This window comes from Rhizobium sp. BK176, assembly GCF_024808055.1.
Genome location: NZ_JANUBV010000020.1, coordinates 55,840 through 68,321 on the forward strand (window position 1 = coordinate 55,840; position 12,482 = coordinate 68,321).

At 58.4% G+C, this 12,482-nt stretch carries 11 protein-coding genes; 6 read left to right on the forward strand and 5 right to left on the reverse strand.

Annotated features, from left to right (window positions below; genetic code table 11):
• Positions 1 to 114 precede the first annotated feature (114 nt).
• Positions 115 to 1,038: a LysR family transcriptional regulator gene (locus tag FHT76_RS33840; RefSeq protein ID WP_183757849.1), complete on the forward strand. Its 924-nt coding sequence runs from the start codon at positions 115 to 117 to the stop codon at positions 1,036 to 1,038.
• A gap of 935 nt (positions 1,039 to 1,973) precedes the next feature.
• On the forward strand, positions 1,974 to 2,426 hold the full coding sequence (locus FHT76_RS33845) for a hypothetical protein (protein WP_246720187.1): 453 nt from the start codon (positions 1,974 to 1,976) through the stop codon (positions 2,424 to 2,426).
• Between the two features lie 307 nt (positions 2,427 to 2,733).
• Here FHT76_RS33845 and FHT76_RS33850 read toward each other — a convergent pair whose 3' ends face one another.
• The 5 genes from FHT76_RS33850 to FHT76_RS33870 all read right to left on the reverse strand — a co-directional run bounded on the left by FHT76_RS33850 (position 2,734) and on the right by FHT76_RS33870 (position 7,678).
• Entirely contained in the window at positions 2,734 to 3,351 is a 618-nt protein-coding gene (locus FHT76_RS33850; protein ID WP_183757845.1) for a DJ-1/PfpI family protein, read from the reverse strand.
• 61 nt (positions 3,352 to 3,412) lie between these two features.
• On the reverse strand, positions 3,413 to 4,363 hold the full coding sequence (locus FHT76_RS33855; RefSeq protein ID WP_183757843.1) for a substrate-binding domain-containing protein: 951 nt from the start codon (positions 4,361 to 4,363) through the stop codon (positions 3,413 to 3,415).
• A 57-nt stretch (positions 4,364 to 4,420) separates the two neighbouring features.
• Entirely contained in the window at positions 4,421 to 5,413 is a 993-nt protein-coding gene (locus FHT76_RS33860; RefSeq protein ID WP_183757841.1) for an ABC transporter permease, read from the reverse strand.
• Positions 5,410 to 6,969 carry a sugar ABC transporter ATP-binding protein gene (locus FHT76_RS33865; RefSeq protein WP_183757928.1) on the reverse strand — a complete coding sequence of 520 codons (1,560 nt, stop codon included), beginning with the start codon at positions 6,967 to 6,969 and terminating at the stop codon, positions 5,410 to 5,412. The genes FHT76_RS33860 and FHT76_RS33865 overlap by 4 nt, the downstream gene beginning before the upstream one ends.
• Before the next feature lie 28 nt (positions 6,970 to 6,997).
• Complete coding sequence (locus FHT76_RS33870; protein ID WP_183757838.1) at positions 6,998 to 7,678, reverse strand: GntR family transcriptional regulator; 681 nt, start codon at positions 7,676 to 7,678, stop codon at positions 6,998 to 7,000.
• Between the two features lie 111 nt (positions 7,679 to 7,789).
• Between FHT76_RS33870 and FHT76_RS33875 the strand changes: the two genes are divergently transcribed.
• The 4 genes from FHT76_RS33875 (at position 7,790) to FHT76_RS33890 (ending at position 12,389) form a co-directional block, all read left to right on the forward strand.
• Positions 7,790 to 8,824: an Ldh family oxidoreductase gene (locus FHT76_RS33875; RefSeq protein WP_183757836.1), complete on the forward strand. Its 1,035-nt coding sequence runs from the start codon at positions 7,790 to 7,792 to the stop codon at positions 8,822 to 8,824.
• Positions 8,821 to 10,047, forward strand: coding sequence for an iron-containing alcohol dehydrogenase (locus tag FHT76_RS33880; protein ID WP_183757834.1), 1,227 nt, complete (start codon positions 8,821 to 8,823; stop codon positions 10,045 to 10,047). The genes FHT76_RS33875 and FHT76_RS33880 overlap by 4 nt, the downstream gene beginning before the upstream one ends.
• A gap of 17 nt (positions 10,048 to 10,064) precedes the next feature.
• Positions 10,065 to 11,552: an NAD-dependent succinate-semialdehyde dehydrogenase gene (locus FHT76_RS33885; RefSeq protein WP_183757832.1), complete on the forward strand. Its 1,488-nt coding sequence runs from the start codon at positions 10,065 to 10,067 to the stop codon at positions 11,550 to 11,552.
• 117 nt (positions 11,553 to 11,669) lie between these two features.
• A complete protein-coding gene (locus FHT76_RS33890) occupies positions 11,670 to 12,389 on the forward strand; it encodes an alpha/beta hydrolase (protein ID WP_310503301.1) in 720 nt (239 codons plus the stop codon).
• Positions 12,390 to 12,482 lie beyond the last annotated feature (93 nt).

The window sequence follows — 12,482 nt, forward strand, 5'->3', positions numbered from 1 at the left end:
GGTGAGGCGTGTTCGATTGTATCCCGAAATTGCGACATTGATTAAATCCTACTTTTATCAAAGACAAATACCTTGTACGTTCGAGCTATGCCTTGAAGGTATAGCGAAGACCCGATGGAACTGAGGCATTTGCGCTATTTTGTTGCTGTTGCGGAGGAGGGAAGCTTCCTGACCGCAGCCGAACGGCGGCTTCACACTTCCCAGCCTTCACTCAGCAGGCAAATTCGCGATCTTGAAACCGAAGTCGGTGTGAAACTGTTGGAACGGCAGTCGCGCGGCGTGACGCTCACCGCTGCCGGTAAAGTGTTTCTTGATCACGCGCGGCTGGCGTTGTTGCAAGTCGAGGCCGCTGCGGAAGGAGCCCGGCGGGCAGAACGGCCAGAAAAACAGTCGTTCGCTATCGGTTTTCTCGCAGGCCAAGAGGTCGTGTGGCTACCCCATGCATTGCGCATCATTCATGAGGAAGCGCCGGGGGTTGATATTATATTGTCTAGCCAGTCTTCCCCAGACCTTGCTCTGGCACTGATGCGAGGCAAGCTGGACGTCGCTTTCCTTCGCCCCGAGACGCAGAGTCTTGGTGTCTCCTTCAAGTTTTTAGCTAAGGAGCCACTGATCGCCGTGATGCCGGCGGACCACCGCTTGACGTCGCGTAAAAAGATCCAGCCCCAGGACCTTGCGCGCGAAACTTACGTGAGTTCGGCTAGAATTTCTCCCGTATTGCAATCGGTAATCCAAGATTACGCGTCGAGCGTCGGGATCACACTCGAGGCAGAGTACGAAGGCGAAGGCCTACCATCAGCAATGTCGCTCGTCGTGTCTACAGGTGGAATAACGCTTATTCCGCTTTATGCGCAAAATATGCTGACTCCAAATGTCGTTGCTAGAGCACTTGAGGGTGTGCCTCCGACAATTGATCTCACCTTAGGATACAACGATTCAAATTCCTCACCTTTGCTCCGCCGATTTTTGTCTCGTTCTGATGAACTAGTCGCGAACGTACAGAATCAGAGCATCATCCGCTATGCTGAGGTTCCATAGTAGAGATCAAGCTTTGTCGGAGGGGCGCCGCATCCAGAACTGACGGACTGGTTTTAGGGACATTTTCCTTTCGCCGATGTCGGTTTACAGTCGAATGCCGACTTTGTTCACGGACCCTGCCGACCGCAAACGATCAGGACTATGTTGAGATCAATCTTGCAGATATTGGCGCGGACTTTGTCGCGACCTCGATCACCTAGGCCGCCCGTTGCGGCTTGAAAGTGTCGATGCCGGTACGCCTCAAGACCTTGGTGCGTGAGATTGCCCCCGCGGCCGTCTGAACTTCTCAGATTGATGCTTCGCACTTGTTGCTGGAAGGTGATCCCGTCCCATGATGACGGCAATGGGCCGCCCTTAGATCTACAGAAATCGGTTCCGCCGTCAGTATTTGCGTTCGCTGTTGCTGTGGGGGCCCGTTATTCCTGGACCGGCCTAGAGGCTCATCTCACCCCGTGATGGGCCTTGTTGCGTCAGCACCCCTTGGTCACCGGCTCTCTGGTGTGTTTGCTTTGAGCGACGTAACGTTCGTTTCGTCGACTAAGAGCTTCCGCCCTCGACCTTCGTAAGAGAATGTCGCCCGCTTAAGCGCCCATTTCAGAAGCTTTCGACGCGTGTTGGCGACCCTATCGGCATGGACGAGAGGCGTCGCCATGGCGAGGGTCAAGCAGCTCCCACAGCTTTGACGACCTCCGGCGTCCGCCCAGACGCGCGGGAGCGCCAGCTGGTTGCCCTCCCTGAGCGCCTTGCCGACAACCGCGATCTTTCATGGCATGTGGCGAGATGCCGAATCTCGCGGACGCGATGCTGGCGCCGGTCGTGACGCCTGTCTGCAGGATTGACGCTGCAAGGCTTCGATCCCGAGCCGCAGCACGACTAAAGAGGGCACGGGAACTGTTGGATACGCACATCGTTATTGTCGGACCATGGAGGACAAAATGTCGAACGTTTCGAAGACTGGTACCGACGAAGTCAACAATGCGACCAATCCCAATACATTTGGACGTTCAGTGGAGAGCCAGGCTCAAATCGCCGACGCTGCAGCGGCGGGGGCGTCCGGGGATGCTGGTGAGACGCTTCGAATCTATCGTCTGGAGCCGATCGCCGAGCCAGATGATCCGCGTTGGGGCAATTCGCCAGGACATGACGTAGTGATTGTCGCCGCAAGAACGGCGGGGGATGCGCGGATCGTCGCGGCGAGCCGTGAACTAGACTTCATGGAGGTTGACGCCGCGCCCGCAGATGACGTTACCACGGTCAACGCGAGCGCATTTCGCGACGACAAGCTCTACACGGTGATCGAGATCGACAGAAACCGCACCGATGTCTCGCGCGGCGTCTTGGAGGGGGAGATTTCGGTGGAAACGATCCGGCCAGTTCAGCCCGACTGACGATGGAAATAGCTCTTCAAACGAGTTAATTGGCGCTGCTCGAGGCCTCTCGCCTCGAGCGCTATCACGCACTGGACAGTGTTTAGGGCGCTTTCGAACTCGATGAATACTTCGTCCCCACTGAACTTGATGATCAATCCGTGGTGAGAGGGTCAGACAGCGTTCCCATGGGCGTGCCTCCATGTGAATTCTCCTATCCGATCGAACCCGACCCCAAAGATGAGGTCGCTTTTCTTTCTCATGATTGGAAGGCCGCCAACATGGCAGCCTTAAACTTAAGATCTATAGGTCAGCAAAAGTTTGCCGGTTATTCCGCAGCCTGTGCCACGTCGTCACGATGATGAATTTCAGTCCCAAGGACCTTCAGGCACTCGCGAATGAACGCCGCAAGTGCTGTCCATCCCTTCGCCGAAACCATAGTTCCATCAACGAGTGCCTCCGTCGGCGACAGATCGACGTAGGTGCCACCGGCGAGTGTCACTTCAGGCTCGCAAGCGCCAAGAGCACCAACCCGCTTGCCGCGCACGACCCCGTCGACGGCGATCAGGATCTGGACCCCATGGCAGATCGTGAAGATGGGCTTCCGGGTCTCGTGGAAATGGCGAACCATCGCCTGGACGCGCTTGTCGGTGCGGATGTATTCAGGACCGCGCCCGCCCGCCGCGTAGACCGCGTGGTACTGATCAATTTGCGCCTCGGCTTCCGAGAAGGTCTTGTTGATCGTGAAAAAATGGCCGAGCTTCTCGGTGTAGGTCTGGTCGCCCTCGAAGTCGTGTAGCGACGTCTTGATCAGATCCCCTGCCTTCTTGTCCGGGCAGACCACATGCACCGTATGGCCGACCGCTTCCATCGCCTGCTGGTAGACGAAGATTTCGTACTCCTCGGTGAACTCGCCCGTCAGCATCAGTATCTTCTTGCCTGGCATGATTTTACTCCTCTTAGGTCATGCGATGGGGCGGCGCTGGCCGCCCCGGTGACGTTGATAATCAGAACGGAGAGTCCGGGAAGTAGTATTCCTTGGCATTCTCCTGGGTGATAAGCGGCGCATCCAGCTTGACCGCTCCACGCACGGGCGCCTGGCCGACGAGGTTGGCGACCGTCATGTAGATCGCAGTCTTGATCATGGCAGGCGGGTAAGGCGTCTCGACCGGGGTCATTGCGTCACCGTCGATGACCTTTTTGACGATGTCCTTCATACCGTTACCGCCGAGCGCCAGCTTGATGTCCTTGCGACCTGACTCCTTGACGGCCTCCAGTACGCCAAGCAGCATGTCGTCATCGTTTGCCCATACAGCATCGATCTTCGGGTACTTGGCAAGATAGTCCTGCATGAGTTTGAAGGCTTCATCGCTGTTCCAGTTCGCGTACTGGATGTCCAGAACCTTGAGATCGGTGCCCTTGATGGCATCCTGAAATCCTTGGATACGCTCATCGTCAATCACGGTCGGAATGCCGCGTAGCACGACGAGATTGCCTTTGCCGCCGAGCTTTTCGATCATGAACTTCGCCGTGTTACGGCCTACGGCGATGTTATCGCCCGCCAGATAAAGGTCCTGGATGGACGGGTCGTTAAGACCCCTGTCGACGACGGTGATGAACGTCCCCGAATCCTTGACGGCCTTCACAGGCGTGGTCAGTTCCTCGGACGTGTAGGGCAGGATGACCAGCGCATCGAGCTTGCGGCCTGCCGAGAGATCTTCAAGCGCGCTTACCTGTGCGGTTGCCGAGGGCGAGGTCTTGACGACGACTTCGACGTTGGGAAACGAAGCGTTGATTTCCTTGGCTGCCGCCTGAGCGTGATAAACGATACCTGCCGTCCATCCGTGATCGGCTGCGGGGATCGAAACCGCGACGACCTTCTTGTCGGCGGCAAATCCATGACTTGCAATGAACAAAGTACTCACGGCCGCGGCCGCTATCCATTTCGTAGTAGACATTCCATTCCTCCCAGAATTTGGACCGAAGACCGTGAACCCGTGTGGTCCTGACACGGATTATTTCGAAAACCTTTGAATGAGCATGGCGATAATAATGATGACGCCCTGGACACCAGCTACGAGGTATTCCGAGACGAAATCGGAAAGCACCATCAGGTTGGCGATGAGTTCAAGAATGACCGCGCCCGCGACCGTTCCCCAAATGTGTCCCTTGCCGCCCCGCAGCGCTGTTCCGCCGATCACCACCGCGGTGATGACCTGCAGTTCCCAAAGAACACCTGTCGTCGGAGTGGCTGCTCCGAGTCTCGGCACGTAGCAGATGGCGGCGATTGCAACGCAGGCACCCTGGATCGCGTAGGCGATAGTGCGGGTCTTAATGATCGAGATGCCGGAGTAGCGCGCGACGTCCTCGTTGGCGCCGACGGCTGCGCATTTGCGCCCGTACTTCATCTTGTAGAGGATGAAGGATGCGATCGCGGCAACTGCGAGCGAGATCACGATAGGCAGTGGTATACCTGCGACCGTCCCGAAATACACCGGACGGTAAGCGTCGCGTAGGCTCCGGTCGATCGGGATCGTGCCTCCGTCCGACATGTAGGTAATCAGCGCCCTGAAAATGCCCATCGTGCCGAGCGTGGCAATGAACGGCTCGATCTTCCCGACAGTGACGATCAGGCCATTCATGAGGCCGCAGAACAGCCCCACGGCTACAGCCACGACCATGCCAGCCGGGATTGCCGACACCCCCCACTCCGGGGCCATCCGGTTCATGAACATGATGGTGATTCCGGTGATGAACGCGGCCATTGATCCGACGGACAGATCAAGCCCACCCGAGGAAATCACGAACGTCGCGCCGACGGCGATGATGGCGATGAAGGCGCTTCTCGTGATGACATTGCCGAGGTTGGTCGCGGACAGAAAGTCCGGATTGATCGCAAAGCCGATCACCATCAGCACGGCCAAAGCGACAAAGGGTCCGACGTCGGCCCAGCCGATATTCCATTCCCGCTCCGGTCTAACCGAAGTGGAGCCTGTTAATACGGTCATCTTGTTCCTCTCTGAACACGTTCAGCGGCATCGCTCGTCGCCAAGAGCGCGACATTGTGTTCTGTCATCTCTTCGCCAGAGACCTCTCCTGCGATGCGCCCTTCCCGCATCACAAGGATCCGATGGCAGATGCCGATCAGTTCCTGCATCTCCGACGAGATGACGATGCAGGTCTTGCCCTGCGAGACCAGCAGCTGAATGAAGGCGTAGATCTGCGCCTTGTTGGCGATGTCGATGCCGCGCGTTGGCTCATCGATCACGACGATCGACGGTGCGGTCAGCAGTACCTTGGCGAGCAGCAGCTTCTGCTGGTTGCCGCCTGAGAGCTGGCCCGCCTGGACCCTCGTACTCTTGAGGCGAATATCGTATTGCTCGATTGCGTCAGCGAGCGCGGCCCGCTCGCGGCGACGGTGCATCAGGAGCCCGGGGTGAAAGCGACCGAGAGCCGATAACGTCAGGTTAGGCGCCAATCCTTCCCGCAGAAGAAGACCTTTTCCCTTTCGGTCCTCGGTCAAATACCCGATGCCCGCATCGAGTGCTGCCCGCGGCGAATGGATGTCGATGGGCTTGCCCAGCAACTCAACCACACCTTTTGCCGGGCGCAATCCCATGATGCCTTCGAACAGTTCCGTCCTACCGGCACCGATCATCCCGGCAAAACCCAGTATCTCGGACTTGCGCACCTGGAAGGACACGCCCTTGACGAAACCTGGCACCGAGAGGTCTCGAACAGTCAGTTCCACGCCGCTTGACGCCTTTACCCGCTTGGGCGGATAGAGCGCGGCGAGATCGCGGCCGACCATCAGGCGAGCCATGTCCATCTGGCTTAGGGTGTGGCCGGGATAGCTGCCAACCATCTTGCCGTCACGTAGCACCGTTACCTTGTCGGCCAGGCGTTGCACCTCATCGAGCCGGTGGCTGATGTATAGAATTGCGGTGCCTTGTTCTTTCAGTCGCATGATGATCGAAAGCAGACGCTCGACCTCTTCCTCGGTGAGGACTGCAGTCGGCTCGTCGAAGATCGCAAGCTTGTAATCGTCGAGAAGCGCGCGGGCGATTTGAACGAGCTGGCGATCAGCGAGCGATATGTTGCGCACCAGCGCGTTGGGTGACGCATCACAGCCGAGTTCGGAGAGCTTCTCCCTGGCGATACGACGCATGGCCTTGTCGTCGACGACGCCGTTTCGCATCCGCTCACGACCGAGGAACAGGTTTTCTGCAACGGTAAGCGCGTCAGCGAGCAGGATCTCCTGGTGGACAAGAACGATACCTGCCTGTTGAGCCTGCTCCGGCCTGGAGAACCGGACCGCACCATCGCTCATGGAAAGCGACCCGGTGCTCGGTTCGGCGTAGCCCGACAAGAGGCGCATGAAGGTCGACTTGCCAGCACCGTTTTCGCCGATGACCGCGTGGATCTCACCCGGGAAGATTTCGAGGGAGACATCAGATAGAACCGTAACTGGTCCGTACTGCTTGGAGACACCCTCGGCGCGCAGAACGGGAGCGCGCGCAACGCTGTGGGTCTCAGTCGCCGAGGCCCCTCCGTTTCGTTCCATGCTCACAACGCTCGACATCGGCGGCCTCTTAATCGAACGCGGGGAGCAGTCGGTCACGTGAGTGCTCGAGATGGACACGCATTGCCGCTTCGGCTGCGGAAGCATCGCCCGCAGCGAACGCGGTGATCAGAGCCTCATGTTCATCTAGAGCCTCCTCGGTGACCCGAGAGTGAAACATCAATCGGAAAATGTGAAAGTGCGTGTGTTGATGGTTCAGCGTCTCGCGAATGAGCTCGTTTCCAGCGATTTCGAGAATCTTGTCGTGGAAGAGCGCGTCCTGGCGAGCGAAGGTCGAATAGCGCAGTCGTTCGTCGCCGCCGTCCCGGCGGCCCATCACACCTGCGGCCTCTTTAAGTGCGGAGAGCTTGTGCTCATCCATGACAGATGCAGCCTTGGCTGCGCTCGCAGGCTCAAGCAGCAGACGGAGCTGATAGAGTTCATCAAAACGCCTGCGAGCGATCTGAGGCGCTGCGCTGTATCCGATGAGATGGGTCTTAACCACAAGCCCTTCTCCCTCAAGGCGACCGAGCGCCTCGCGGATAGGGGTTTGCGATACGTTGAGTTCACGGACGAGGTTATCGACGGTGATCCTTGCGCCTGGGGCAATCTTCAAGGACATCAACTGGGCGAAGATCGCGTCATAGACACTGCCTGCGAGGCTGTTGCTCCGCTGAATGAATCCACTTGGGTCGGGCGCTTCGTTCAACATCGTTATATTCCGGTCCTGCATTATTTTTTGCCTCTTGACACAAACCATCGCTAACACGATGCTCCGCGATATGCAATCCCATATCCTATAGGATTTTATATCGGAGATGTTGTGAGGGTAGATAAAGACGGCGCCATGGCGTTAGCAACACGCCTCCTTGCGGACCGCGGAACACCTGCGGCCCACGCTGCAATGCAGGCACGCGTGCTGGTGGAAGGGGAGCTGAAAGGCCATCCCTCCCATGGCCTGCAGCGGCTACCGCGTATCTTGTCCCGCATTGAGCGCGACCTTATCGATACATCGGCTGCGGGAATGCAAAACTGGCGCTCGTCCTCTTTCCTTGAGGTTGATGGCCAGAAAGGACTGGGACCGGTCGTCGCCCATGCCGCGCTCGAGCGGATCGCTGACAAGGCTCGTGCAACTGGCATTGCAGTTGCTGGCATCCGCAACTCCAACCATCTTGGCATGCTTGCGCACTACGTCGAATGCGTGGCCGATCGCGGCCAAATCGGCATTGCCATGTCCTCGAGCGAAGCGCTTGTTCACCCCTATGGAGGGACGCGCGCGCTCCTCGGAACCAACCCGCTCGCGATCGCTGTTCCCACGGCCGGAAGGCCGCTCATTGTCGATCTGGCAACCGGTCTCGTTTCAATGGGCAAGATCCACCATCATGCTGCCAACGGCGTCGCCATTCCTCAAGGTTGGGCTCGCGACAGCAACGGAAAGCCGACCACGGATGCCGCAGCTGCCACAAGGGGTTCGATCGCGCCTTTCGGCGATGCAAAGGGGTACGCTCTCGGGATAGCGCTCGAGCTCCTCGTCGCCTCGATCGCTGGTTCGGCGCTGGCTCCCGACGTGCGCGGCACGCTCGACGCCGACAATATCTGCAACAAGGGAGATGTGCTGATCGTCATTGACGTTGCTGCAGAGCCAGCCCTGCTCCGGCGCTTCAGTGACTATCTCGAGCGAATCCGAACTTCCATCCCCGCTGATCCTTTGCGCCCCGTCACAGTTCCCGGCGACGGCGCATCGTCGCGGTGTGAACAGGCGCACAAGGACGGGATCGAGATCAGCCCCAAACTGTGGGACGAGCTCAACGCACTTTCCTACTCGAACAAACCACTTGCCAGAGGACATCGACAATGACCCTTTTCGCCGCCATCCGGCTTCCCCGCGAAATTCTTTTCGGCAAGGGGCAGCGCCATGCTCTCCCCTCAGTTGCGACTAAACTAGGTCAACGCGCACTCATCTGCACGGACAAACGGTTTGCTGGCTCGCCCGTCTTCGGCGAGATCGTCAAGTCGCTGGAGGCTGCGAACATTGCAGTGCTGATTCATGATGGTGTCCAGCCTGACGTCCCCGCAGCTACTGTCTCGACATGCGTCGAGGACGCGAGCAGCTTTGATCCCGATCTGGTGATCGGGATCGGCGGAGGAAGTTGCCTTGATATGGCAAAGTGTGCGGCCCTGCTGCTCACCCACGGCGGAGCGTTGAAGGATTACTACGGCGAGTACAAGGTCCCAGGTCCCACTATCCCCGTCATTGCCGTGCCAACAACGGCAGGAACGGGATCAGAGGTCACACCCGTTGCGGTCATTTCCGACACCGACCGCACGCTGAAGGTCGGCATATCCAGCCCATATCTAATCGCGGCCGTGGCGATCTGCGATCCGGAACTGACGATGACCTGCCCTCCCGGACTGACCGCAATCGCCGGAGCCGACGCCCTGACCCACGCTATCGAGGCTTTCACTGCGGCTCGCAGAGGCACCGATCCCGCTTTGGCGCAAGAACACGTCTTTATCGGAAAGAGCGCCCTCACCGATCATTTTGCACTGTTGGCAATCAAGCTTCTGGGGCGCAGTCTCGAAAAGGCTTGCAAGGATGGCTCTGATGAAGAGGCCCGAGCCGATGTCATGATGGGAGCGTTGGCAGCGGGTTGTGCCTTCGGGACAGCAGGGACCGCAGCGGCTCACGCCGTCCAATACCCAGCCGGAGCGCTGACCCACACCGCGCACGGCCTCGGTGTTGCAACCATGATGCCGTACGTGATGAACTACAACAGGTCGGTTTCCACCTCCGAAATGGCCGATATCGCTGAAGCGCTTGGGCTTGATCGTGAGGGTGCCGATCCAAAACAGCTTGCCGTCGCCGCGATCGAGGAAATTCGCAGGCTGTTCGCAGCGATCGGTATCACCCCCACCCTTGCCGATCTCGGGCTGGCAGCCGACAAGCTCGACTGGACGGCAGAACAGGCCTTCGGCATCGACAGGCTCATCAAGAACAATCCACGGCCGTTCGATCTCGATGCAATGAAGCGTCTTGTAAGAGCAGCTTACGACGGCGATCTCGAAGCCTCCGCAATCTGAACATCGAGGGAAAACTCATGACCATTGCCCAGCAGATCCATGCAACCGAGTGCGAAACGCCGGACATCGACGCCGCTGCACGCGGGCTATATATCGACGGGTCATGGCGGCCGTCGCAGTCCGGTCGGCAAATCGACGTCGTCGATCCGTCGACTGGTGTCATTCTCGCAGCTGTGCCTGATGCGACAATCGAAGATGCCCAGGCATGCGTCGATGCCGCAGCGGCGTCCGCGCGTGCATGGCGTGCCACTCCGCCCCGCAAGCGATCCGAGATTTTGCGTCGCTGCTTCGAACTGATGGTCGAACGCTCGGAGATGCTGGCGACCTTGATCTCGTTGGAGAACGGTAAGGCGTTGCGTGACGCGCGCGGCGAAGTCGCCTACGCTGCCGAGTTCTTCCGCTGGAACGCCGAAGAGGCAGTACGCATCACAGGAGAGTTCGGCATCGCCCCATCAGGCACGAACCGCATCATCGTGGATTATCAGCCCATCGGGATCTGCCTGATGATCACGCCTTGGAACTTCCCCGCAGCGATGGCAACCCGCAAGATCGCCCCTGCCCTTGCGGCAGGGTGTACGGTCATCCTCAAGCCTGCCAGCGAAACGCCACTCACGGCCTACGCACTTGCGGCAATCTACGAAGAGGCTGGCGTGCCGAAGGGCGTCGTCAACGTTCTGACAACCACCAATCCCGGGCCTGTGACGGCACATGTTTTGGCAGATCCGCGTGTACGGAAGCTTTCCTTCACGGGATCGACAGGCGTTGGTAAACAACTGCTTGCAGCGGCAGCGAAGCATGTCATCTCGTGCTCAATGGAACTCGGCGGCAATGCGCCCTTCGTAGTCTTCGATGATGCCGATCTCGGTGCCGCGCTCGACGGGGCAATGATCGCCAAGATGCGCAATGCGGGCGAGGCATGTACGGCAGCAAACCGCTTCTACGTGCAATCCGGCATATACGACGCATTTGCCGAAGGATTGGCCAAGCGTATGGCCGCCTTAAAGGTCGGTCCGGGCATCAACGCCGAGACCGACTGCGGCCCGATGATCACTCGCAAGGCGGTCGAAAAAATCAGCCGCCTGGTTGACGATTCAAAAGGCAAGGGCGCGCGCGTTCTATGCGGCGGTGAGGCGCCGTCCGGGTCTGGTTTCTTCTACCCGCCGACTGTCCTTGCCGACGTCCCGGTAAACTCGGAGATGATGTCAGAGGAGATTTTCGGTCCCGTTGCACCGCTCTACCGTTTCCATGACGAGGAAGAAGCCATAGCGTGTGCCAACGATACGGAATATGGTCTTGCAGCGTATGTGTACACCCGTGACCTTGCACGCGGCCTACGCGTTTCTTCCGCCATCGAAGCAGGTATGATCGCCCTCAATCGAGGTTTGGTCTCCGATCCGGCAGCGCCCTTTGGCGGCGTAAAGCAGAGCGGGTTGGGGCGCGAGGGCGGACAGCACCATGGCATTGCCGAGTTCATGGAAGCCAAATATATCGCTACGAGTTTCTGAAGCGGAGTTGCTCTTATGGAAACCGACCCATTCCGGATCCGCGACCATGTCGCGGATTTCGATGCCATTGTTGGTGAGATCGTCGCGGCGAGTGCGAGGACGCGCGAAACCTTGCCAATGATACTGGACGTCGCATATGGCGACGGACCAGATGAGACGGTGGACATGTTCTTTCCTGCGGGTCCCCGTCAGAACCTTCCTGTCCACCTGTTTGTCCACGGCGGGTACTGGCGGATGTTCTCCAAGCGGGATTACTCTTGCATCGCCAACACCATCACTTTGGCGGGTGCTATCGCCGTGATTGTTGATTATTCCCTCATGCCGGGGCAGCGCATGGAGGTTCTTGTCGACCAAGTCGTCCGCGCCAAGGAATGGGTCGTCCAGCATATTGCAAGTTATGGCGGCGATCCCTTGCGTCTTTCTGTGAGCGGACACTCTGCGGGAGCGCATCTCGCGACGTTCACGTTCGAGGAGAGCGAAAAAGGATCCAGAGTTCAGGGCGCTTTCCTGCTCGGCGGCCTTTATGATCTTGCACCGCTGCAACAATCCTTCTTGCAGAGAGAGATAGCGCTGACCGAGGACGAGGTGTCTCGCTTCACACCACTTTTTCGACGGCATCGAGCAGATTGCCGAGTTTTAGTGGCTGTCGGCCAGGACGAAACACGTCCCTTTCATGACCAATCGGATGCTTTCATCAACCACGTTGCAGCCCAAGGCCTTTCGGCAACGCGTAACAAGATAACGGGTCGCAACCATATGAACTCTGTTCGCGACCTGGGAGTAGCGGGATCCGAAACGGGAGATCTTCTGATCAGCTTCATAAATTCTGGAGCTTGATCGTCGGATAGTTCTGTTGGCCCAAATTGCATATGTTGCCGGCAGCGCAGACGGGGCCTACATGAGGGTGGAGTACTTTTGTTTGCTGCCAGA

Coding starts and splice junctions, on each gene's coding strand:
- FHT76_RS33890 (WP_310503301.1), top strand. CDS start 11,670: ATGATACTGGACGTCGCATATGGCGACGGACCAGATGAGACGGTGGAC.
- FHT76_RS33865 (WP_183757928.1), bottom strand. CDS start 6,969: ATGGAACGAAACGGAGGGGCCTCGGCGACTGAGACCCACAGCGTTGCG.
- FHT76_RS33880 (WP_183757834.1), top strand. CDS start 8,821: ATGACCCTTTTCGCCGCCATCCGGCTTCCCCGCGAAATTCTTTTCGGC.
- FHT76_RS33885 (WP_183757832.1), top strand. CDS start 10,065: ATGACCATTGCCCAGCAGATCCATGCAACCGAGTGCGAAACGCCGGAC.
- FHT76_RS33840 (WP_183757849.1), top strand. CDS start 115: ATGGAACTGAGGCATTTGCGCTATTTTGTTGCTGTTGCGGAGGAGGGA.
- FHT76_RS33845 (WP_246720187.1), top strand. CDS start 1,974: ATGTCGAACGTTTCGAAGACTGGTACCGACGAAGTCAACAATGCGACC.
- FHT76_RS33850 (WP_183757845.1), bottom strand. CDS start 3,351: ATGCCAGGCAAGAAGATACTGATGCTGACGGGCGAGTTCACCGAGGAG.
- FHT76_RS33855 (WP_183757843.1), bottom strand. CDS start 4,363: ATGTCTACTACGAAATGGATAGCGGCCGCGGCCGTGAGTACTTTGTTC.
- FHT76_RS33870 (WP_183757838.1), bottom strand. CDS start 7,678: ATGTTGAACGAAGCGCCCGACCCAAGTGGATTCATTCAGCGGAGCAAC.
- FHT76_RS33860 (WP_183757841.1), bottom strand. CDS start 5,413: ATGACCGTATTAACAGGCTCCACTTCGGTTAGACCGGAGCGGGAATGG.